Origin of the sequence: Burkholderia diffusa (assembly GCF_001718315.1) — a bacterium.
GTDB classification, from domain to species: domain Bacteria; phylum Pseudomonadota; class Gammaproteobacteria; order Burkholderiales; family Burkholderiaceae; genus Burkholderia; species Burkholderia diffusa_B.
On the sequence record NZ_CP013362.1, the window covers coordinates 1064548 to 1086465 of the forward strand.

At 67.3% G+C, this 21918-nt stretch carries 23 protein-coding genes; 10 read left to right on the forward strand and 13 right to left on the reverse strand.

Annotated elements, in window-relative coordinates:
- The first annotated feature begins 25 nt into the window (after window positions 1-25).
- The 3 genes from rplS (at window position 26) to WI26_RS04895 (ending at window position 2251) form a co-directional block, all read left to right on the forward strand.
- A complete protein-coding gene (rplS, locus tag WI26_RS04885) occupies window positions 26-418 on the forward strand; it encodes a 50S ribosomal protein L19 (RefSeq protein ID WP_006753174.1) in 393 nt (130 codons plus the stop codon).
- Between the two features lie 87 nt (window positions 419-505).
- Window positions 506-1192, forward strand: a complete 687-nt coding sequence (locus WI26_RS04890) for a CoA pyrophosphatase (RefSeq protein WP_059510898.1) — start codon at window positions 506-508, stop codon at window positions 1190-1192.
- Window positions 1193-1312: 120 nt separating this feature from the next.
- Window positions 1313-2251: a CobD/CbiB family protein gene (locus WI26_RS04895; RefSeq protein WP_069225332.1), complete on the forward strand. Its 939-nt coding sequence runs from the start codon at window positions 1313-1315 to the stop codon at window positions 2249-2251.
- 79 nt (window positions 2252-2330) lie between these two features.
- Here WI26_RS04895 and WI26_RS04900 read toward each other — a convergent pair whose 3' ends face one another.
- The 3 genes from WI26_RS04900 to WI26_RS04910 are packed head-to-tail and all read right to left on the reverse strand — an operon-like array spanning window position 2331 to window position 4904.
- Window positions 2331-2648 carry a putative signal transducing protein gene (locus tag WI26_RS04900; RefSeq protein WP_059465154.1) on the reverse strand — a complete coding sequence of 106 codons (318 nt, stop codon included), beginning with the start codon at window positions 2646-2648 and terminating at the stop codon, window positions 2331-2333.
- A gap of 58 nt (window positions 2649-2706) precedes the next feature.
- Window positions 2707-3648 carry a ribosome small subunit-dependent GTPase A gene (gene rsgA, locus WI26_RS04905; RefSeq protein WP_059465155.1) on the reverse strand — a complete coding sequence of 314 codons (942 nt, stop codon included), beginning with the start codon at window positions 3646-3648 and terminating at the stop codon, window positions 2707-2709.
- Window positions 3645-4904 (reverse strand): M48 family metallopeptidase, encoded by a 1260-nt coding sequence (locus WI26_RS04910; RefSeq protein ID WP_069225333.1) that lies wholly within the window; start codon window positions 4902-4904, stop codon window positions 3645-3647. Before WI26_RS04910 ends, rsgA begins: the two co-directional genes overlap by 4 nt.
- A gap of 117 nt (window positions 4905-5021) precedes the next feature.
- Here WI26_RS04910 and orn point away from each other — a divergent pair, with 117 nt between their 5' ends.
- Window positions 5022-5642 carry an oligoribonuclease gene (gene orn, locus WI26_RS04915; RefSeq protein WP_059465157.1) on the forward strand — a complete coding sequence of 207 codons (621 nt, stop codon included), beginning with the start codon at window positions 5022-5024 and terminating at the stop codon, window positions 5640-5642.
- 16 nt (window positions 5643-5658) lie between these two features.
- Here the strand turns inward: orn and mog are convergent, their stop codons facing one another.
- Together mog and yjgA are read right to left on the reverse strand one after the other, a co-directional pair.
- Window positions 5659-6276: a molybdopterin adenylyltransferase gene (mog, locus tag WI26_RS04920; protein ID WP_081057501.1), complete on the reverse strand. Its 618-nt coding sequence runs from the start codon at window positions 6274-6276 to the stop codon at window positions 5659-5661.
- Window positions 6260-6865 (reverse strand): ribosome biogenesis factor YjgA, encoded by a 606-nt coding sequence (gene yjgA / locus WI26_RS04925; RefSeq protein ID WP_272481915.1) that lies wholly within the window; start codon window positions 6863-6865, stop codon window positions 6260-6262. Before yjgA ends, mog begins: the two co-directional genes overlap by 17 nt.
- A gap of 128 nt (window positions 6866-6993) precedes the next feature.
- On the opposite strand from yjgA, the gene pmbA reads away from it, so the two are divergent.
- Window positions 6994-8364 carry a metalloprotease PmbA gene (gene pmbA / locus WI26_RS04930; protein WP_059465159.1) on the forward strand — a complete coding sequence of 457 codons (1371 nt, stop codon included), beginning with the start codon at window positions 6994-6996 and terminating at the stop codon, window positions 8362-8364.
- Window positions 8365-8447: 83 nt separating this feature from the next.
- Here the strand turns inward: pmbA and WI26_RS04935 are convergent, their stop codons facing one another.
- The gene (locus WI26_RS04935) at window positions 8448-8948 is read right to left on the reverse strand and encodes a dihydrofolate reductase (RefSeq protein WP_069225334.1); all 501 of its coding nucleotides are present in this window, start codon (window positions 8946-8948) and stop codon (window positions 8448-8450) included.
- A 286-nt stretch (window positions 8949-9234) separates the two neighbouring features.
- Window positions 9235-9561: a hypothetical protein gene (locus tag WI26_RS30835; RefSeq protein ID WP_081334227.1), complete on the reverse strand. Its 327-nt coding sequence runs from the start codon at window positions 9559-9561 to the stop codon at window positions 9235-9237.
- A 501-nt stretch (window positions 9562-10062) separates the two neighbouring features.
- Here WI26_RS30835 and WI26_RS04940 point away from each other — a divergent pair.
- Entirely contained in the window at window positions 10063-11460 is a 1398-nt protein-coding gene (locus tag WI26_RS04940; RefSeq protein ID WP_069225335.1) for a sigma-54 dependent transcriptional regulator, read from the forward strand.
- A 42-nt stretch (window positions 11461-11502) separates the two neighbouring features.
- A complete protein-coding gene (locus WI26_RS04945; RefSeq protein ID WP_069226354.1) occupies window positions 11503-12474 on the forward strand; it encodes a thymidylate synthase in 972 nt (323 codons plus the stop codon).
- 106 nt (window positions 12475-12580) lie between these two features.
- On the opposite strand, the gene WI26_RS04950 is transcribed toward WI26_RS04945, so the two are convergent.
- A complete protein-coding gene (locus tag WI26_RS04950; protein WP_069225336.1) occupies window positions 12581-15085 on the reverse strand; it encodes a DUF6600 domain-containing protein in 2505 nt (834 codons plus the stop codon).
- Between the two features lie 162 nt (window positions 15086-15247).
- Window positions 15248-15955, reverse strand: coding sequence for an ArsR/SmtB family transcription factor (locus tag WI26_RS04955; protein ID WP_059510958.1), 708 nt, complete (start codon window positions 15953-15955; stop codon window positions 15248-15250).
- Window positions 15956-16134: 179 nt separating this feature from the next.
- Here WI26_RS04955 and WI26_RS32615 point away from each other — a divergent pair, with 179 nt between their 5' ends.
- Window positions 16135-16272 carry a hypothetical protein gene (locus WI26_RS32615; protein WP_167359232.1) on the forward strand — a complete coding sequence of 46 codons (138 nt, stop codon included), beginning with the start codon at window positions 16135-16137 and terminating at the stop codon, window positions 16270-16272.
- 144 nt (window positions 16273-16416) lie between these two features.
- Window positions 16417-16929: an acyl-CoA thioesterase gene (locus WI26_RS04965; RefSeq protein WP_014897688.1), complete on the forward strand. Its 513-nt coding sequence runs from the start codon at window positions 16417-16419 to the stop codon at window positions 16927-16929.
- A 57-nt stretch (window positions 16930-16986) separates the two neighbouring features.
- Here the strand turns inward: WI26_RS04965 and fumC are convergent, their stop codons facing one another.
- From fumC to WI26_RS04980, 3 genes are all read right to left on the reverse strand, one after another.
- On the reverse strand, window positions 16987-18381 hold the full coding sequence (fumC, locus tag WI26_RS04970; RefSeq protein ID WP_069225337.1) for a class II fumarate hydratase: 1395 nt from the start codon (window positions 18379-18381) through the stop codon (window positions 16987-16989).
- Window positions 18382-18522: 141 nt separating this feature from the next.
- Entirely contained in the window at window positions 18523-19911 is a 1389-nt protein-coding gene (gene norM / locus WI26_RS04975; RefSeq protein WP_069225338.1) for a multidrug efflux MATE transporter NorM, read from the reverse strand.
- Window positions 19912-20040: 129 nt separating this feature from the next.
- Window positions 20041-20259 carry an RNA-binding S4 domain-containing protein gene (locus WI26_RS04980; RefSeq protein ID WP_006753074.1) on the reverse strand — a complete coding sequence of 73 codons (219 nt, stop codon included), beginning with the start codon at window positions 20257-20259 and terminating at the stop codon, window positions 20041-20043.
- Window positions 20260-20539: 280 nt separating this feature from the next.
- Between WI26_RS04980 and WI26_RS04985 the strand changes: the two genes are divergently transcribed.
- A complete protein-coding gene (locus WI26_RS04985; protein ID WP_069225339.1) occupies window positions 20540-20950 on the forward strand; it encodes a hypothetical protein in 411 nt (136 codons plus the stop codon).
- A gap of 117 nt (window positions 20951-21067) precedes the next feature.
- Here WI26_RS04985 and WI26_RS04990 read toward each other — a convergent pair whose 3' ends face one another.
- Complete coding sequence (locus tag WI26_RS04990) at window positions 21068-21844, reverse strand: DUF4088 family protein (RefSeq protein ID WP_069225340.1); 777 nt, start codon at window positions 21842-21844, stop codon at window positions 21068-21070.
- Window positions 21845-21918: the final 74 nt, after the last annotated feature.

A 21918-nucleotide genomic window follows, 5' to 3' on the forward strand; every position in this document is an offset into this window, starting at 1 on the left:
GACAAGATGGCTTTAGGAGTCAGTGATGAATCTGATTGCAAAACTTGAGCAGGAAGAGATCGAGCGCGCGCTCGCCGGCAAGACGATCCCCGAATTCGCCCCGGGCGACACGGTGATCGTGAACGTGAACGTGGTTGAAGGTAACCGCAAGCGCGTTCAGGCGTACGAAGGCGTCGTGATCGCGATTCGCAACCGTGGCCTGAACTCGAACTTCATCGTCCGCAAGATCTCGTCGGGCGAAGGCGTCGAGCGTACGTTCCAGACCTACTCGCCGCTGCTGGCGAGCATCGTCGTGAAGCGTCGCGGTGATGTGCGTCGTGCGAAGCTGTACTACCTGCGCGAGCGTTCGGGCAAGTCGGCTCGAATCAAGGAAAAGCTGGTGTCGAAGGATCGCGCCGCAGCAGCTTCCCAAGAGTAAGAGCTGTAAGGAAAAAGCACCCTCCCGGGTGCTTTTTTCATTCTGGCGCGACAATATGCTCGATACGTCACGAACTCGAGACCGCCATTGAATCGCCGCCCCATCATTGATCCCGAAGTATTGCCGGTCGAAGGCACCGGCGCCGGCCTGCCGTCCATCGAATCCCGCCTGATGACGCCGCCCGGGCTGCGCGAGCGTTTCGCGCGCACGCTCGAATGGAGCGTCGAGCCCGCGGAGGTGCGGCTGCAGGAGGGCGTCGACCCGCGCAGCGCCGCTGTCCTCATCCCGCTCGTCGTTCGCGAGAGCGGCCTTACCGTGCTACTGACGCAGCGCGCCGATCACTTGAACGACCATGCCGGGCAGATCAGCTTCCCCGGTGGACGTCGCGAGCCGTTCGATCGCGATGCGACGGCGACCGCGCTGCGAGAGGCGAAGGAAGAAATCGGACTGGCCGCCGAGCCGGTGGAGGTTCTCGGCGCGCTGCCCGACTACCTGACGGGGACCGGCTTCTGCGTGACGCCCGTCGTGGGGCTTGTGCATCCGCCGTTCACCGTGCAGGCCGACACGTTTGAAGTTGCCGAGATTTTCGAGGTGCCGCTCGCGTTCCTGATGAGTCCGGCGAACCATCAGGTGCGCGTGTTCCGCTGGGAAGGCGGCGAGCGTCGTTTTTTTGCGATGCCTTATCCGAACGGCGAATCGGCCGGGCATTACTTCATCTGGGGCGCAACTGCCGGCATGTTGCGCAATTTGTACCGCTTCTTGGCAGCCGGATAGCATCCCACCTGAACCTGCGTACGCGGCCGGCTGCCGGCCCGTCGCGTCGGCAGCCATGCGCCGCTTACGCTGTGCTATCGTTATGCAAAAAATGACATAACTCCGAAGACGGCGCCACGCATGACTTTCTTTTCGGTTCTCCTCGCCCTCATCATCGAACAGGTCCGCGCGTTGTCGCCGAACAATCCGGTGTTCGCGCTGTTCCAGTTTCACTCGGAAACCGTCGCGCATGGCCTCGACGCCGGCAAGCAAAAGCACGGCGTGCTCGCATGGCTCGCAGTCGTGCTGCCGTGGGTATTGGTCGTCGCGGTGATCTATTTCCTGCTGTTCAAGGTGAGCTTCGTGCTCGCGTTCATCTGGAACGTCGTCGTCGTGTATTTCACGCTCGGCTTCCGTCAGTTCAGCCACTACTTCACCGATATCCATCTCGCGCTCAACAACGACGACGTGCCGCGCGCGCGTGAAATCCTGCACGAGTGGACGGGCGTCGACACGGTCGACATGCCGGTCGGCGAAATCGTCCGTCATACGCTGATTCATGCAGTCGTTGCGTCGCATCGCCACGTGTTCGGCGTGTTCTTCTGGTACGTGCTGCCGCTCGGTCCTGCCGGCGCCGTGCTGTACCGCATCTCCGAATATCTCGCGCGCAGCTGGTCGACGCCGGGCGACGATCGCACGGCTGCGTTCTCGACATTCGCGCAGCGCGCGTTCTTCGTAATCGACTGGATTCCGTCGCGACTGACCGCGCTCGGCTTCGCGATCGTCGGCAACTTCGAGGATGCGATCTACGCGTGGCGCAATCACACGCGCCAGTGGCCCGACCCGAACGACGGCGTGCTGCTCGCGGCGGGCAGCGGCGCGCTCGGGGCGCGCCTTGCAGGGCCGCTCGCGGAACCGTCGAGTCTCGACGCGTTGGCGGTCGGCGACAGCGGCCCGTTGACGGTCGGTGATGATTGCACGCCGCGCACGCTGCAGTCGGCGGTCGGTCTGGTATGGCGCGCCGTGATTCTGTGGATGATCCTGCTGTTGATGCTGACGCTGGCCGTCTGGGTATCGTGATGAGGCAGCGTAGTGCGCGATGAAACGAAAAGGCCGGCTGCATGCCGGCCTTTTCGCTGCGCATCTGGTCGGTCTCCGCTCAGTCGTCGAGCGGATCGCGTACGGCGCCGCATTGCCAGCAGGCGGTGAACTGGGCCTCGAGCGCCTCGCCGCACTGGCGGCAGCGCCACGGAGCTGCGCCCGCCGACGGGCCGTGCGACGCCGCATCGAGGAGCCGCCGAGCAAGTGCATCGTCGCGCTCGTCGTCAAGCCAAAGCTCGGGCGCGCAAGCGTCGGCGGGCAGGCCGCCGAGCGCGCCGGTCGCGTAGCAGTTGTGCAGTTCGCAACCGATGCCGGCCACTTGCAGCACATTCGCCCAATGCTGCGCAGTGGCGAGATCGGGGGCCTTGAAGCGCATCGCGGCTCCTCTCGGTGTAGGCCGGGCCATTCCCGGCCGTCTCGTGTCTGCCGTGCGGTCAGCGGACGATCTGGCTCGCCTCGTGCACGAGCTGTGCGTAAAGCGCATGTCGCGACGGTGAAATGCGGCCGTCGGCGACGGCTTCGAGAATCGCGCAGCCCGGCTCGTGCAGATGATGGCAATTATAGAAACGGCAGTCCGCGAGCAGTGGGCGGAATTCCGGGAACGCGCGCTCGAGGCGGCCTTCCGTCAGGTGGTAGAGGCCGAATTCCTGGAAACCCGGCGAATCGATCAGCGCGCCGCCGCCTTCGAGCGGGTAGAGGCGCGTGAACGTCGTCGTGTGGCGGCCGCTGTTGAGCGCTGCCGAGATTTCGCGGGTCGCGGCTTCGGCATCAGGCACGAGCAGGTTCACGAGCGTCGACTTGCCCATCCCGGACTGGCCGAGCAGGATCGTCGAATGCCCGGCGAGGTGCGGCATCAGTTGCGCACGCGCATCGTCGGGTGCACCCTTCACCGACAGCTCGAGCACGTCGTAGCCAAGCGCACGGTAGGGCGCGAGGCGCTCGCGGGCGACCGGCAGTGCGGCCTCGACGTCGATCTTGTTCAGCACGACGAGCGGCTTCAGTTCGTTGGCTTCGGCCGCGATCAGCGCGCGGCCGAGTAGATCCTCGCTGAAATAGGGTTCGGTCGCGAGCACGATCAGCAACTGGTCGAGGTTCGCCGCGAACAGCTTCGACTTGAACTGGTCGGAACGGTACAGCAGGTTGCGCCGCTCGCCGATCTCGACGATCACGCCCTGGTCGGCCGACGCCTGTTCGTACACGACGCGGTCGCCGACCGCGATCTCGCTTTTCTTGCCGCGCGGGAAGCATTGCAGCATCGGGCCGCCGTCGTCGGGCGCGACGATGTAGTGGCGGCCGTGCGCCGCGATCACACGGCCTTCGACACGCGGCGCGTTCGATGCGCGCGGAGCCGGCTTGCGGGAGGTCGGCCGGCTCATGCGTGTTGCATCAGGCGGTCGATCCGCTGCGACGCGGGCGGATGCGAATAGTAGAAGGCCGTGTAGACGGGGTCCGGCGTGAGGGTCGACGCGTTGTCCTCGTAAAGCTTCACGAGCGCGCTGACGAGATCCTGCGCATCGGTTTGGCTGGCCGCGAACGCGTCGGCCTCGAATTCATGCTTGCGCGACGTGAGGCTGCTGAACGGCGTCGCGAAGAACAGGAAAACGGGGATCACGAGGAAGAACAGCACGAGCGCGGCGCCCGCGTTGCTCGTGTCGAGCGACGGCGTGACGCCGAGCCCCGTATAGAACCACGTGCGCTGCGCGAGCCAGCCGAGCAGCGCGAGCAGCACGAGGCTCAGCACGAACGATACGAGCATCCGCTTCATGACGTGGCGGCGCTTGAAGTGCCCGAGTTCGTGTGCGAGCACGGCCTCGATTTCCTGACCGGACAGCCGCGCGAGCAGCGTGTCGAAGAATACGATCCGCTTCGACGCACCGAAGCCCGTGAAGTACGCGTTGCCGTGCGCGGAACGGCGGCTGCCGTCCATCACGAACAGGCCTTTCGCCGCAAAGCCGCACCGTTTCATCAGCGACTCGATGCGCGTGCGCAGCGCTTCGTCCTTCAGCGGCTCGAACTTGTTGAAGATCGGCGCAATGAAAGTCGGGTAGATCAGCAGCACGAGCATCTGGAATGCGACCCAGACGATCCAGGTCCACAGCCACCACAGGCTGCCGGCCTGATTCATCAGCCACAGCACGACGAACAGCAACGGCAGGCCGAGCACGGCGCCGAGCAGCGTGTTCTTCAGCATGTCGGTGAAGAACAGGCGCTTGGTCATGCGGTTGAAGCCGAACCGCTGTTCGATCCCGAACTGGCGGTAATACTCGAACGGCACGTCGATCACGCTCGTGATCGCGAGCACGGCGGCGACCAGCGCGACCTGCTGCCCGTAACCGCGGCCGAACCAGCCCGTCAGCAGCGTGTCGAGGGCGCCGACGCCGCCGAGCAGCGTGAGGCCGACCAGCACGGCCGCGCTGACGACGATTTCAAACATCGCCAACCGGGTGCGTTCGACCGTGTAGTCGGCCGCGCGCTGGTGGGCGGACAGCGGAATGGTGGCGCTGAACTGCGCGGGCACGCCGTTGCGGTGGGCTGCGACGAAGCGGATCTGCCGCGACGCGAGCCACAGCTTGGTGACGACCATCGCGAGCACGGCGATCGCGAACAGCAGGGTGAACGAAAAGGGTGACATCGAAGGCGCCAAAGGGTTCTATGCGAGAATTATATGTTCTTGCGGACCGGGCCCGCTCACGCGATGCCGGCCGCCCGGGCGGCGCCACGCGCCGTCCGCCATTTTCCAGGATGACTCATGACCGATACCGCCGCTTCCGCCAGCCAGCCCGCGCTCGTGCGCAACGAGTTGAACCTCGTCTGGCTCGACATGGAGATGACGGGCCTCGACCCGGATAACGACCGCATCATCGAAATCGCGGTCGTCGTGACCAATTCAACGCTCGACATCGCCGTGGAGGGCCCCGTGTTCGCGATCCACCAGAGTGACGAAACGCTCGCGAAGATGGACGACTGGAACAAGTCGACGCACGGCCGCTCGGGCCTGATCGAACGCGTGCGCGCGTCGACCGTGACCGAGGCGGACGCCGCCGCGCAACTGCAGGCGTTCCTCGCGCAGTACGTATCGCCCGGCAAGTCACCGATGTGCGGCAATTCGATCTGCCAGGATCGCCGCTTCATGGCGCGCTGGATGCCGGAATTCGAGCGGTTCTTCCACTACCGCAACCTGGACGTCAGCACGCTCAAGGAGCTGTGCCGCCGCTGGCAGCCCGCGATCTACAAGGGCTTCCAGAAGCGCGCGATGCACACGGCGCTCGCGGACATCCACGAGTCGATCGACGAACTGAAGTACTACCGCGAGCATTTCCTGATTCCGGCGGCATCGGCGCCGGCAGGCGAGTCCGCGCCGGCCGCCTGAGCGGGCCGGCACGCGCTCAGCGCGGCGTGCGTTGTGCGCTCTTCGGCCGGAACGCCGCGACCACCGCGGCGTCGGTCTCGATGTACGGGCCGCCGATCAGGTCGATGCAGTAGGGTACCGCTGCGAAGATGCCCGGCACGGTCGACTTGCCGTCGGCGTCGCGCAGCCCTTCGAGCGTTTCCCGGATCGACTTCGGCTGGCCGGGCAGGTTGATGATCAGCGCCGCATGATCGACCGTCTCGCGGATCACCGCGACCTGCCGCGACAGGATCGCGGTCGGCACGAAATTCAGGCTGATCTGCCGCATCTGTTCGCCGAATCCCGGCATTTCCTTCGTCGCAACGGCCAGCGTGGCTTCCGGCGTCACGTCGCGTCGTGCGGGGCCGGTGCCGCCGGTTGTCAGCACCAGATCGCAGCCCGCGACGTCGACGAGTTCTGCCAGCGTGGCGGAGATCGTCGGCGCGTCGTCCTGGATCAGCCGGGTTTCGGCGCGCCACGGCGAGCGCAATGCGCCGGCGAGCCATTCCTGCAGCGCCGGGATGCCCTTGTCCTCGTAGACGCCCGTGCTGGCGCGGTCGCTGATCGACACGAGGCCGACCACGAGTTCGTCCGGGTGGTTACGCTTCGTCGTCATGGTCGTCTCCGGCTTCGTCCGGCGCTTCGTCTGCGTCGTTCTCGTCCGTGCCGCTCGCGGTCTTGATCCACTGGAACAGCTCGCGGAAATAGCGCGGCGGCTTGCCTTGCTGCGCTTCCTTGCGCGCGTTGCGGATCAGCGTGCGGCCTTCCTGGATATCGGCTTCGGGATGCTGGCGGAGGAATTCGGTCAGTGCGTCGTCGCTGGCGAGCAACTGTTCGCGCGTGCGTTCGATCCAGTGCAGGCGGGCGGTCGCGGCCTTGTTCACGCCTCGCTGGGCGTCCAGCGCGGTGCGCAACGCCGCCGTTTCCTCGTCGGTCAGCGAGCGCATCACGCGGCCGACGTACTGGAGCTGGCGGCGCTTGCCCTCGTGATCGGTGATCCGGCGCGCCTCGCGCACGGCATCCGCCAGGTCCTCGGGCATCGGCATGCGCTTGAGCGCGTCCTTCGGCAGGTCGACCAGAGCCTGGCCGAGCTCCTGCAGCGCGTGCATCTCGCGTTTCAACTGGGATTTGCTGGGGCGATCGTAGCCATTGCCGGTGTCGTCGTCGGCATGCTCGATCGGCTGGATTCGGGTTTTGCGTGTCATGGGCGGCATTGTATCGCGGCGCGGACACCCCAAGCTTGTCGGTATGTGGCCCCGGACCTTGCTATGATCGCGGGATACGCAACATTTTGAACATGCGGGCGGCTCGCCCGCCACCGGATATCACGACGATGGCAGCCAATCTCGACGTACAAGCGCGCTATTTCCCGCACACGCAGGACCAGCTCAAAGAAATTGCCTCGGACATCCTTCGTCATGCGAAGGCCCTCGGCGCGACGGACGCCGCGACCGAAATCTCCGAAGGCGACGGCCTGTCGGTGTCGGTGCGCCGCGGCGAGGTCGAGACGATCGAACACAACCGCGACAAGATGGTCGGCGTGACGGTGTTCATCGGCAAGAAGCGCGGCAACGCGAGCACGTCGGACTTCTCGCCGGCCGCGATCAAGGATACCGTCGCCGCCGCGTACAACATCGCGCGGTTCACGGCCGAGGACGACGCGGCCGGCCTTGCCGAGGCCGAGCTGCTCGAAACCGACCCGCGCGACCTCGATCTCTACCACCCGTGGGCGCTGACGGCCGACGACGCCGTCGAGCTCGCCCGCCGCGCGGAAGACGCCGCGTTCGCGGTCAGCCCGCAGATCCGCAACTCGGAAGGCGCGAGCGTGTCGGCGCAGCATTCGCAGTTCGTGCTCGCGACGTCGCGCGGATTCCTCGCCGGCTACCCGTACTCGCGCCACTACATCGCGTGCGCGCCGATCGCGGGAACCGGCCGCCACATGCAGCGCGACGACTGGTATTCGTCGAAGCGCAGCGCGGTCGATCTCGCGGCGCCGGAAGCCGTCGGGCGCTATGCGGCCGAGCGTGCGCTGGCGCGGATGGGCGCGCGTCGTCTCGATACCCGCAAGGTGCCCGTGCTGTTCGAGGCGCCGCTCGCGGCCGGCCTGCTCGGCGCATTCGTGCAGGCGGTCAGCGGCGGCGCGCTGTACCGCAAGACGTCGTTTCTCGTCGACAGCCTTGGCAAACCGGTGTTCGCACCGCACGTGCAGGTCGTCGAGGATCCGCACGTGCCGCGCGCGATGGGCAGCGCGCCGTTCGACGAGGAAGGCGTGCGCACGCGTGCGCGCAGCGTCGTCAACGACGGTGTCGTCGAAGGCTACTTCCTGTCGACCTATTCTGCGCGCAAGCTCGGTACGCAGACGACCGGCAATGCGGGCGGCTCGCACAACCTCGCGCTGCGCAGTTCGAAAACGCAGCCGGGCGACGATTTCGATGCGATGCTGAAGAAGCTCGGCACGGGCCTGCTGTTGACCGAGCTGATGGGGCAGGGCGTGAACTACGTGACCGGCGACTATTCGCGCGGCGCGGCCGGCTTCTGGGTCGAGAACGGCGTGATCCAGTATCCGGTCGAGGAAATCACGGTCGCGAGCACGTTGCAGGAGATGTTCCGGCATATCGTTGCGATCGGCGCGGATTCGATCGTGCGCGGTACGAAGGAAACGGGCTCGGTGCTGATCGAGCAGATGACGATCGCCGGGCAGTAAGCGGCGCGGCATTGGCCGCCAGGAAACGTAAAAGCCCGACCGGCGCGCTTACGCCGGTCGGGCTTTTTGTCGTGTGCCGGGTGTCAGCGGCGTTTGCGCGCGTAGACGACGAACGCATAGCCGAATGTGTTCGGCGCGGCGGCCTGGTGCGGCTCGCGCGACACTTCTTGCCAGTGCGCGGGATCGGGCGCAGGGAACGACGCATCGCCGTCGAAGTCCGCATCGATTTCGGTGACGACCAGCTTGTCGGCGAGTTCCAGGCCTTCCGCATAGAGCTGTGCACCGCCGATCAGGAATGCTTCGGGCACGCCATCGCGCGCGGCGAGCGCGAGCGCATCGGCGAGCGACGTGACAGTGTCGCAGCCGTCGAAGCGGCGCGCTGCGTCGCGCGTGACGACGATATTGCGGCGGCCCGGCAGCGGCCGGCCGATCGACTCGTGGGTCTTGCGGCCCATCACGATCGGCGCGCCCATCGTCGTGCGTTTGAAGAACGCGAGGTCCTCGGGGAGTTTCCAGGGCAACTGGTTGTCGCGGCCGATGATGCCGTTGCGGGCGCGCGCGACGATCAGGGTCAATGTCGTCATGAAGGTCGGGAAAGAGGGGAACCGGAATGGCGCCGATTCTACCGGAATGGCGGCGCGCGCCCGCATCGATGCGGGCGCACTGGTGGTTTCCGGTCGGCCGCACCGCGTCGGCGATGACGACGAGATGCGGCCTTGCGCCGCGATGTCCTGAATAAAAAGAGTGCCCGCCGGGGGACGGACACAAAAACGGTTCGCGTCGCGATATCGACGCTGCATGAAACGGCCTCACTCATCCCGCTCAGTTGGTATTCCTCAACGATTGAGCGGCATGTGGGTCGTGTGCGGATTATTGATGGATGCGGTTTCCGGCGTTTCCCTCCATCGCATGCTGCGCGCTGCCGGGAAGCGGAACAGGATTCGGTATCGGCACCGGAGCAGGCGGGGCGAGCTCGTCCCACAGCGTCACCCGTGTCTGGCCTGAAGAACTCGGTTGCGGGGCGGCGACCGGCACGATACCGATGCGGTTGTCCAGTTGCATGCGCGGTGCATTATCGGCAAGCAGTATCGCGCGTCCGGGCCGCGCGCCTTCTTCCGAGCGTGCCGGCATGAACGGGCACGCGAGCGCAAATGCAATCGTCAGTTGCACGCAAGACCGTGAAAAAAGTGTTCGCATGGCTGCCTTCTCCGATCTACTGCACATTCAGCGAAATGCATGCCATCGGGCGAAGAGCGTTGTCGCGTCTGCAATCGGTGAGGGCGCATTGTGAATCGCAATCGAAAACGCCGGGAAATGTTTCAGGCGTGAAACGACGGGGCTCGGGAATACTGCGGATTCAATCGATTCGCTTCAAGGATGAAAATCTGCGCGTGTGTCGATGCAGGCACGCGTCGCTGCGCATTTGATATGTGCAGATGATTGATAAACGTCGACCATTGAGCGATTCGGCCGCTCGCCCGTTTGCGCTGCAACTGGTTTGTCGTATTCAGCGCCTATAACTAAGCCGTCGTGGCCAAAAAAATAACTGGACGCGAGATAAGCGCCATCATGCGAGGCCAGTCATTGCCGCGCATCGGCATGGCGAATCGAGCCGCTTCGGCTGACCCGGTTCGATCCTTTTGCACGCGACTTGGCGTGTGCGGCAATCGTTAGACGGTTGATGAACGGGGTGGGCATATGGAAGCCGAGCAGCGGCATGTGATCTATTTCTCGCGCGAGCCGAACGATGCATTGCGCGGGCATTTCGACGAATGCGGGTGGCGCGTCGATCTTGCGGAAAGCGCACGCGACGTGCGGCGGGTCGTGCAGCACGGCGTGGCAACCGCGGGCCTGCTCGATTTCTCGCCGGGTTTTCGGCCCGCGGACTTGCGCGAACTCGAAACGTGTCTGAGCATCCAGCACATCGGCTGGATCGCGGCAACCCGGCGTGGGCAGTTGCAGGACGCCACGCTGCGGCATCTCATTCGCGACTACTGCTTCGACTACGTGACGATGCCGTATGAGGCGTCGCGCATCGTCGAGACCGTTGGCCATGCGCACGGCATGGTCGCGCTGACCGACCCGGTGGCGTCGCCCGTCGGCGCCGGGCGCGCCGAAGGCGAGATGGTCGGCACCTGCGACGCGATGCTCGGGCTCTTCAGGACGATCCGGCGCGTCGCCACAACCGATGCACCGGTGTTCATCTCCGGCGAATCGGGTACCGGCAAGGAGCTGACGGCCGTTGCGATCCACGAGCGCTCGGCGCGCGCGCAGGCGCCGTTCGTCGCGATCAATTGCGGTGCGATTCCGTCGACGCTGCTGCAAGCCGAACTGTTCGGCTATGAGCGCGGTGCCTTTACTGGTGCGAACCAGCGCAAGATCGGCCGTGTCGAGGCCGCGAACGGCGGCACGCTGTTTCTCGACGAGATCGGCGACCTGCCGCTCGAGAGCCAGGCGAGCCTGCTGCGATTCCTGCAGGAAGGCAAGATCGAGCGGCTCGGCGCGCATGTATCGGTGCCGGTCGACGTGCGCGTGATCTGCGCGACGCATGTGGACATGGAAGCGGCGCTGCGCGACGGGCGGTTTCGCGAGGACCTGTTCCATCGGCTGTGCGTGCTGAAGATCGAGGAGCCGCCGCTGCGCGCGCGCGGCAAGGATATCGAACTGCTGGCGCGTCACATGCTCGAGCGTTTCAAGGGCGATGCGCATCGCCGCCTGCGCGGCTTTTCCCCGGATGCGATCGCCGCGCTGTACGGCTATCCGTGGCCGGGCAACGTGCGCGAACTGATCAATCGCGTGCGCCGGGCGATCGTGATGTCGGAGGGCCGGATGATTACCGCGGCCGATCTCGAACTCAACGAATTCGCGATCCTGGCGCCCGTCTCGCTCACCGAGGCGCGGGAAGCGGCCGAACGGCAGGCGATCGAGCAGGCGCTGCTGCGCCACCGTGGCCGTTTTGCCGATGCGGCGCGCGAACTCGGCGTGTCGCGCGTCACGCTGTACAGGCTGATGTGCGCGCATGGGATGCGCGATCGCAGCGAGCCGCTCGGAGGGTTTTCGGCGCCGTTACCGGAGGTTCCGCATCACGCTTGCTAAAATTGGCGGGTGACGGCCGCCCTCGCGGCCGAAGGAACCCGCATGAAACAGTACCTCGACCTCGTTCGCACCATCCTCGACACCGGCACCTGGCAGGAGAACCGCACGGGCATCCGCACCATCAGCATGCCCGGTGCGATGCTGCGGTTCGACCTGCAGCAAGGTTTCCCGGCCGTGACGACCAAGAAGCTCGCGTTCAAGTCCGCGATTGGCGAACTGGTCGGCTTCCTGCGGGCATCGCGCAGCGCGGCTGATTTCCGCGCGCTTGGCTGCAAGGTGTGGGACGCGAACGCGAACGACAATGCGCAGTGGCTCGCGAACCCGTACCGCCAAGGCGCCGACGACCTGGGCGACGTGTACGGCGTGCAATGGCGCCAGTGGCCCGGCTACAAGGTGCTCGACGCGGGCGCCGACGCGCAGATCGCCGATGCGACGCGCCGCGGGTTCCGAATCGTCACCCGCTTCGACGAGGACGGTGCGCCGAAGGTGCTGCTGTACAAGGCGATCGACCAGTTGCGCCAGTGTCTCGACACGATCATGGAGAACCCGGCCGATCGCCGCATCCTGTTTCACGCGTGGAATCCGGCCGTGCTCGACCAGATCGCGCTGCCCGCGTGCCATCTGCTGTATCAGTTCCTGCCGAACGTCACGAAGCGCGAGATTTCGCTGTGCCTGTACATCCGCAGCAACGACGTCGGGCTCGGCACGCCGTTCAACCTGACGGAAGGCGCCGCACTGCTGTCGCTCGTCGGCCGGCTGACGGGTTATACGCCGCGCTGGTTCACGTACTTCATCGGCGACGCGCACATCTACGAGAACCAGCTCGACATGCTGCGGCAGCAACTCACGCGCGAACCGTACGAGAGCCCGCGGCTCGAGATTGCCGAGCGCGTGCCGGACTACGCGAAGACGGGCGTTTATGCGCCCGAATGGCTCGAGCAGATCGAGCCGTCCGACTTCTCGCTCGTCGGCTACCGGCACCATGAGCCGCTGACCGCGCCGATGGCGGTCTGACCCCCGGCGTTCGACGGCGGCGTGGGATATACGACCCGCGCCAGGCAGAATGGAAAAGGACCGACCGGCATTCGCCGGTCGGTCCTTTTCGTTTCATCGGGTGCGGTTACTGGCGATGCCGCTCGTCGTGGCCGCCGGGCGGCGGGTTGCTCGGGCGCGGCGCCTCGACGTGCGGTGCCGGTTGCGGCCGCGGTTCCATGCGTGGCGCGGGCATCGACGGCCGCGGCTCCATGCGCGGAGCCTGCGGTTGCGGTCGCGGCATTTCATGCACGGCCGGCGCGGGCGGGCGATACTCGTTCACGCGCGGCGGTGCGACTTCGCGCCGTGGTGCCGGTTGTGCGAATTCGGGGCGCGGTTGCGGTGCCGGCGCGGCGCGCTCGGGTCGCGGCTGTGCATGCTGGGCCGGTGCCGTGAAATCGGGGCGCGGACGTGGCTGCGGAATCTGCGCGGTCGTATCGGGTCGTGGTTGCGGCAACGCGCGCGGCGTTTCCTGCCGCCCGCCGGGTTGCGCGCCGGGCGCCGCTTCCGGATGCGGGACCGGCGCCGCGCCGCGCACGGGCGGCAGTGCATTCTGTCCTGCTGCGTGGAGTGCCGTCGGCGGCGTCGGGCGCTGACGCTCCATCGGCGTGTGCGGCTGCATCCACACGGGCGCCGCGGCTGCATGCGTGCTGTCGCGCGCGGTCGGTGCGTTGGCGGCCGTCGGCGGGTGCGGGACGCCATTTCCGGCGCCGAGCGCCTGATGCGGGGCCGGATTGCCCGGTGCCGGCGGCGTGGCGCCGTTCGCGAAGCGCGGCGCGTTGGGGGCTTCGCCGTTCGTCGGTCGCGCGCCATTCGGCATGATCGGCATCGGTGCACCGGGCCGTGCAGTCAGTGCCTGTGCCGGGGCTGGCTGCCCGTCGCGCGGCGCGTGCGCCGGTTGCACGACGGGGCCGTGCGGATTCACGAGCTGCACGTTGCGCATCGCCCATGCACCGGCTTTCGGGTTGCCCGGCACGCGGACCGGGCGAGCCGCATAGTCGGCCGGCACGTTTGTCCTCGCGACGGGCGCGCCTGCGCCCGGCACGCGCCCGCCTTGCCGGGCGAGGTGCGCGGCCGCCTGGTCGCGATACGCTGCCGGCACCGCCGGATTGCGCGTCGCGACGAACGTGTGCTGTCCGATCGCTGCCGGCGGCCGGTAGCTGGCCGTGCGCAGTCCGCCGGTAAAGCTCTGGCGCACCGGCGCAATGCCGGGGGTGCCGGGCATCACGTGCGCGTTGCGCCATTGTTGCGGATCGACGTGCTGCGAGAAGTGCGCGACCGGCTGACCGTGCACGAACGCGGACGCCGGCACGGCAGTGATCGCGTGCGGCGCGCGGAAGTTCACGTACGTCTTGTTGATGTTCGTGATGTTGGTGATGTTCGTCACGTTCACGGTCTTGTTGACCGTCACGTTGTTGACCACGATGTTCCGGTTCACGCGATCGTAGTAATGCGGGCTCCAGCCACCCCAGCCGGGATGCCACGGTTCGCCCGGGCCGAGTGCGAACCACGCGCAACCGGCCGCGGCGACACCGCCGACCGTCAGCGCGACGCTCCAGTCGGGCCCGCCGCCGCCGCCCACGAACGCGACGAGTGCCGGCGCGTAGACAGGCGGCTCGCTGACGACCATCGGGCCGGGCACCCATGCCCAGCTGTCGTCGACATAGGCCCAGCGGCCGTAGTGATAGGGCGCGAAGCCCCACGGGGCATCGTCGACCCACGTCCATCCCCATGGCGCCTGCCAGATCCAGTGACCGTCGTGATACGGCGCCCAGTCGGCCGGCGTGTCGTTCGGCACCCAGACCTCGCCGTAATTCGGGGTTTCGCGCCACGTACCATTCGCGTCGAGATCCTGATAACCGGGAACGTCGCGCGATACGTAGCGGGCCGATACCGAGCGCTGCTCCGCCGCATCGCGGCTGGCGGCCCACTGGTCGAGCGCGTCGGGGGCCGGCGCGGCCGATTGCTGTGCGACCTGCAGGTCGGTGCCGGTGAACACGACCTGTTGCCCGGGCGACAGCGGATACTGCCCGTTGCTGCCGTAGACGGTCGCGCTGCCGTTGCGGACGGTGACCGTCGTGGTCGCGCCGTTCGGCGCGACATCGACGCGATAGTCGCCGGGGCCCGTGATGCCGAGCGCGAGATTGGGTGTGTCGATTTCGTAGGTCCCGCCGGACGGCAGATCGCGCACGTGCGTCGATACGGTGCCGAGCCCGACCTTCAGCTGCGTCGTGTTGTCGTCGAGGTTCAGGACCGACAGGCTCGTCGATTCGCCAAGTCGCACCGCCGTCGAGCCGATGTGCAGCTCCGAGCGTGCGCCGGCGTCGTTCCACAGCTGGTCGCCGGTCGTCAGCGGCCGGTTCACGGCGGCGTACGACCACGTGTCGGTGCCGGCGGGCTCCGTCGTCACGGCACCCGACATGTAGTTGAGCCGGGCGACGCGGCTCGGCGGGTCACCGCCCGGCTGTCGGGCGGCGGCCGCATACGCCGCGGCCTGTGTCGCTTGCGCGAATGCGGAGGGCAGGATCGCCAGCGTGGCGAACGCGAGCAGCGTGCAGCGGGCGGTTCGCTTGAGCGTGAACAGGGAGGCCATGATGAGCGTCTTCGTCGTTATCGCGGCGCGTCGATTCGTGCCGTTGAGTTCACAATATCCGCTCGGCCTGTTTCAGTGCTCGGTGTTTTGTAAGTCGAATGGCACGCGATGTAACAAAACCTGTCCATCGCGCGTCGTTGTCGTCGGGCCGCAATGCGCGCGTCAAGCGGACGTAAGCCAGTCGTCGAAAATCTGTTGCCCGGGCACGGTGACGCGCAGCACGCGCGGACGCGCGGTGCGCTCAATCCAGCCGTGCGCGCAGAAGCTGTCGAGCAGCGCCGCGCCCAGCGCGCCGCCGAGATGCGGGCGACGCTCGCTCCAGTCGAGGCAGCCGCATGCGAAACGGCGGCGGCGCGTGCGCTGCTGTGCTACGTCGATGCCCCACTGCGCGAGCGCATGCGTGCCCAGTTCCGTGGCTTCGATCGCATCGCCGTCCGCCTGCAGCCAGCCGCGTGCGGTGAGCCCGTCGAAGATGCGGACCGCGAGTTCGCCGGCCATGTGGTCATAGCAGGTGCGCGCATAGCGCAGTTCGGCCGGCACCGTGCGTGACGGCGGCGGCACCGGGCGGTTCGGCGCGGCCGCGCGTGCCACGTTCGCGAGTGCCTCGAGCGATGCAGCGATGTCGGCAGACGCGAGCCGGTAGTAGCGGTGCCGGCCGCGCACGTCGAGCGCAAGCAGGCCACCTTCGGTCAGGCGCGCGAGGTGCGCGCTCGCCGCGGATGGCGACAGCCCCGCGATCATCGTCAGCTCGCCGGCCGGCCGTGCGCTGCCGTCCATCAGCACCCACAGCATCGCGGCGCGCCCGGGATCGGCGATCAGTGCGCCGATTCGGCTCAGGCCTGGAAAGTGGTGGTCGTCTTGATCGGTCATCATCGTGTGTCGTCAGGCGGAATGACTGCAGTGTAGGCGCTCGCGCACATTCGATGTTTCGCGTTCGGATGAAATGTCGGATGCGGCGAGGCGGTGCGCGACCCGCGGTCGTAGGCGGCGCGCGCGTAGAATGGCCGGACGTGGCGGCAGTGGGCCGCCGGATGCGACACGATGCAACGATGAAGACGATTTTCTGCCTGTTGGCGGCCGCGTTGCTCTGCGCGGCCTGTGCGCAGGGCGGCGCGGGCGCCGGCGAGCGGGGCGGCAGCCTCGAGATGTACGGGACGATCGACCAGGGCATCACGGTGCGCCGCTGACGGGCGCCGATTTCCGATGCCGACGCCGGCTCGGCGCGCAGGCGGGCTTGCCGCCGCTGCCGCGCGGCGGGCGCCGCGACGTGTTGCCGCAGTGCAACGTATAATGCGCCGATTGCAGTGCCCCCGCCGCCTGGAGCTATCACGATGTCCCAACCGTCCCCCGTACCGGCCGCCCTCGACCGCACCGAAACCGTATTCCGCTTCCTCGCCGAGCCGTCGTCCGTGAACTTCGGCGGCAAGGTGCATGGCGGCGCGCTGATGAAGTGGATCGACGAGGTCGCGTATGCGTGTGCGGCGGTCTGGTCGAGCCGTTATTGCGTGACGGTCAGCGTCGGCAACATCCGCTTCCAGCGTCCGATCCTCGTCGGCAACCTGGTCGAGCTGAAGGCGCGCGTCGTCGCGACGGGGCGCACCAGCATGCACATCCACGTGTCCGTGCACGCCGGCGATCCGAAGGGCGGCGTGCTGCGCCAGACGACCGACTGCCTCGTCGTGTTCGTCGCGGTCGACGAGAACGGCAACCCGGTGCCGGTGCCGCCGTTCGTGCCCGAGACCGACGAGCAGAAGGTGCTCGCAAAATATGCGGCCGACGTGCGCGCCGCGCTCGACAAGATCGTCGAGATGAAGCCCGAGGAAGTGGCGAAGGGCACCGTCTGACGGCAACGGGCGCCGCGTACGCGGCTCGCCCGCCCCGTCATTGCGTCGACTGCGCGATTACCGCGACCCGATCATCTGCTCGGGCCGCACCCACGCATCGAATTCCGCCTCGGTCAGGTAGCCGAGCGCGAGCGCGGCGGCCTTCAGCGTGGTGCCTTCCTTGTGCGCCTTCTTCGCGATCTGCGCGGCCTTGTCGTAGCCGATGTGCGGGTTGAGCGCCGTCACGAGCATCAGCGATTCGTTCAGCAGCAGGTCGATGCGCGCGCGGTTCGGCTCGATGCCCGCCGCGCAGTGATCGTTGAAGCTCTGCGCGCCGTCGGCGAGCAGCCGCACCGACTGCAGCACGTTGTGCGCGATCATCGGGCGGAACACGTTGAGCTCGAAATTGCCGCTGGCGCCGCCGACGTTGACCGCGACGTCGTTGCCGAACACCTGGCAGCACAGCATCGTCACGGCTTCCGACTGCGTCGGGTTCACCTTGCCCGGCATGATCGAGCTGCCCGGCTCGTTTTCCGGAATCGACAGTTCGCCGAGCCCGCAGCGCGGCCCGCTTGCAAGCCAGCGGACGTCGTTGGCGATCTTCATCAGGCCGGCCGCGACCGTCTTCAGCGCCCCGTGCGCGAACACCAGCGCGTCGGCGGCGGCCATCACCTCGAACTTGCTCGGCGCGGTCACGAACGGCAGCTTCGTCAGCCGGCCGATCTCGTCGGCCACGCGCACCGCGAATTCCGGATGCGCGTTCAGCCCGGTGCCGACCGCGGTGCCGCCGAGCGCGAGTTCGTACAGGTGCGGCAGCGCCGATTCGACGTGCCGGACGCCCTGGTCGAGCTGCGCGACGTAGCCGGAAAATTCCTGCCCGAGCGTGAGCGGCGTCGCGTCCTGCAGGTGCGTGCGGCCGATCTTCACGATGTCGGCGAAGGCCTTCGACTTCGCGTCGAGCGTCGCGCGCAGCGTGCGCAGCGCGGGCAGCAAGTGGTTGACGATCGCGTAGGCGGCCGCGACATGCATCGCGGTCGGGAACACGTCGTTCGACGACTGGCCGCGATTCACGTCGTCGTTCGGGTGGACTTTGCGTGCTTCGCCGCGCTCGCCGCCGAGCAGCTCGCTCGCCCGGTTCGCGATCACCTCGTTGAGGTTCATGTTGGTCTGCGTGCCCGAGCCCGTCTGCCAGACCGCGAGCGGGAATTCGCGCGGATGCTTGCCCGCGATGATCTCGTCGGCAGCGTCGATGATCGCGCGTGCCTTGTCGTCGGCCAGCACGCCGAGCGACTGGTTCACGGCGGCCGCGGCGCGCTTGACGATCGCGAGCGCGTGGATCAGCTCGGGCGACTGCTTTTCCGTCGAGATCCGGAAATTCTGCAGCGAGCGTTCCGTTTGCGCGCCCCAGAGCCGGTTGGCCGGCACGGCGATTTCGCCGAACGTGTCGCGTTCCATCCGAACTGCTTCGTTCATGATGCACTCCTCCTGGGAAGGGGAAAGGCCGCGGGTCGCGCGGCATCTGGCGTATCGTGAGGCAGTCGCGCCGCTGGCGCGGCGTCTTGGGTCTTCAACCGACAAGCATAGCGCCGGGCGCGATTTTGCGTCGTGCCGAACTCAACGCGTCGACGCGACGAGCGACGAGGTCTTCCGGTGAAAGCGCCAGGCCATCAGCACGGCGACGCTTGCGAGGCCGGCCGCGAGTCCCCACCACAGGCCGCGAGCGCCGAGGCCGGCATGGAACGCCAGCCAGTAGCCGGTCGGGAAACCGATGCCCCAGTAGCCGAAGGTCGCCGCGAGCATCGGGATGCGCGTGTCCCGCAGTCCGCGCAGCGCGCCCGACCCGACGGTCTGCATGCCGTCGACGATCTGGAACACCGCGGCGATGCCGAGCAGCGAAGCGGCAAGCGAAACGGTCGCCGCGTTGGCGGGGTCGTCGAGTTGCAGATACAGGCCGACGATCGCATGCGGCGCGACGATCAGCACGAGACCCGACAACGACATGAACGCGACGCCCAGGCCGAGCGCGACGAAGCCCGCATGCCGCGCGGCGACTGGCTGGCCGGCGCCGACCCAGTAGCCGACCCGCACGTTGGCCGCCTGGCCGATCGCGAGCGGCACCATGAATGCGACCGACGCGACGTTCAGCGCGATCTGGTGCGCGGCAAGCGACGTCGCGCCGAGCACGCCGATGGTGAGACCCGTGGCGAGAAAGAGCGTGGATTCGACCCCGTACGTGATCGCCACCGGCCAGCCGATGCCGATCAGCTCGCCCAACAAGGGCAGTTTCGGGCGGGCGGCGGTTACGAAATGGCGGAACCGCTGGCGGCCATGCAGCAGCCAGATCAGCGCGAGCGCGGTGAGCCAGATGGTGATGGTCGTCGCGACCGCCGAACCGAGGAAGCCGAGCCGCGGCAAGCCGAATGCGCCATGGATCAGCCCGTAGTTCAGCACGCCGTTGACGCCGACGCCGCCGATCGACACCCACAGCAGGCGCCGTGCGGCGCCGATCGCCGGCAGGAACGCGCGCATCAGACCGACGCCGATCAGGCTGCCGAGCGCCGCGAACCGCAGGATGCCGGTGTACTCGCCGACGTGATGCGCGAGCGTCGGCGGCTCGTGGAACATCAGCAGGATCGGTTCGGACAGCGACAGCGCGACGATCGCCGGAATCGCGAGCAGCAGGGACAGCGCGAAGCCGGTCCAATAGATGTGCGGCACGCGATGTTCCGCCTGCGCGCCGCGCGCATGCGCGACGCTCACGCTGACGGATGACAGCACGCCCTGCAGCACGGTCACGATGACGAAGAAGAAGTTCGCACCGAGGCCGCCCGCCGCGAGCGAATCGGGGCCGAGCGAGCCGAGCAGCACCGTGTCGGTGACGCTCATCGCCATCTGCGAGAGCTGCGCGATCGCGAGCGGCGCGGCGAGGCGCGCGGTATCGGCGGCATGACTGGACAGGGACGGCGGCGCGGCGGCCGTCCGCGTAAGACCGGAATGCGACATGGGATGAGCGCTCGCGCGGGTGCAGGCCCGCGCTGTCTGTATTTATTTTGAGAGACGGCTAGCTTACGGCTTTATTCGAACGGTGTCGAACGCGCGCGCCGATGGCCATGTCGCGGTCAGGGGCAACCGCTACGCGTCGTGAACCGCGATCCGCGTGTCGCCGAACAGCACCACCTGACCCGCGCGGATCTTGCAGGTCTTGCGCAGTTCGACCACGCCGTCGACTTTCACCGCGCCGGACGCGACGAACATCTTCGCGGTGCCGCCGCTGTCCGCGAGGCCGGTGATCTTGAGAAGGTTGTGCAGCTCGACGTATTCGCCGGTCAGCGTGAAATCCAGGTTGGGCATGACGAAGGGGGCGCGCGATGCGCGGGAGGAATCGCCCCGCATCATACGGCACCGGGGGCCGCCGCGCGAGTGCGCACGCGCGTGCAGGCCCGCGCGCCGCAGTTGTTAAGGACTGTGAGCGATTCGTCAGCAAATGAAACGGTGGGTAACAGTCTGAGAGATTCGCGAACCGGACGTGCGGCCGGCGGGTCTTTCGTCGTACCTGCTGCGTGTTGCGGCAGGGGACGCGACGGATCGCATCGAGGCGGTCCGCGCCCACAACTTCTTGAGGAGGATTGTCATGTCCAAGATTCGTACGATGCTGATCGGTGCCGCGCTGACGGCGTTCGCCACTTCGGCCGCATTCGCGCAGACGGGCGTCGCGACCCAGGGCACCGCGGGTGCCGGCGTGCAGACGCAGGCGCCGGCAGCAGGGGCCGGCGCAGGCGCAGGCATGCAGGGTGGTGCCGGTGCGAATGCGTCGGGCAATGCGGTCGGTGGCGCGACCGACTCAGCCGGTGCGGCAGCCGACGGCGCGAAGGATACGGCGTCGTCGTCGGTCCACTCGGCGAAGAAGCACGCGAAGCATGCGGCGAAGTCGGCCAAGCATCATGCTGGCACGGCAAAGTCGAAGGTAGGCGACGAGGCGGTCGAGGGTGGCGCGTCGGCCGGCGTGCAGGGCGGTGCATCGGCCTCGGGCGCCGCGCAGTAAGCGGCTCCCCGACGTCGCGCGACGTTCGCCCCGGACGGCGCGTCGTGACGGCGATCGATCGACGGCCCGGTTTGCTTTGCGCGAACCGGGCCGTTCTTCATGCGTGGACGCGTGCCGTCATGGCCGGTGCTGTTCCGGTCCCGGTCCGTGCGCCGGCCGTGCGGCGGACGGCGTGAATATGCTGCGTAGCCACGCGGCGAGCCGCGCGAATACGTCGTACGGCTCGTCGACGAAGATCTCGGGTTTCAGCAGCCGCAGATACTCCATGATCTGCTGCGCTTCCTGTTTCTGGAACGAACCATGCGCGAGCCCGAGCCGCAGCAGGCCGCGCAGTTCGCCGAGCTTGTCGCGCGCGGCGCTGCCGACGCTCATCTCGCACGCGAGCTTCGCCTCGTAGACGCGCTGGCGCAGCGATTCCGCGAGCCGCCATGCGGGCGTCTGCATCATTTCCTCGAGCGCCTGGATGTCGTGCACGGCGCCCTTGATCTGCGCGGCGAGCGGATCGACGAGCGACGCTTCGCCCTGCGCTTCGGCGACAATCGCGCGGGCCCAATCGCGGCACGCCTTCGCGAGCTCGTCGGGTGTCCATTCCGAGCGCGACGCGAAGCCGAAACCGAATTCGCCGGCCTGCCGCATCAGGATCGCGACGACGTCCGGAAATTCCTTGTCGAGCGTGCGCTTCGCCCACGCGTACTGGCCGCCCTCGAGCATCCGCTGCACGGCATGCTCGGTCAGCGGCACCATGTTGTCGAGCAGCTTGGCGCGCAGGAAATCCTCGAACGACGGTGTCGCGAACTGCGGGTCGAGTTTCAGCGACACACGCACGAACGCGTCGTAGTCCTTGCGCAGGGACGCAAGCGTGTCGTCCTTGAGGGAAAGGGTGATCTGGCCCATGAATCGTCTCGATGGCGGCCCGCGCGGGCCGGCGGCCGACATCGCGCACCGGTGCGGGCGCAGCGTCGACGGAC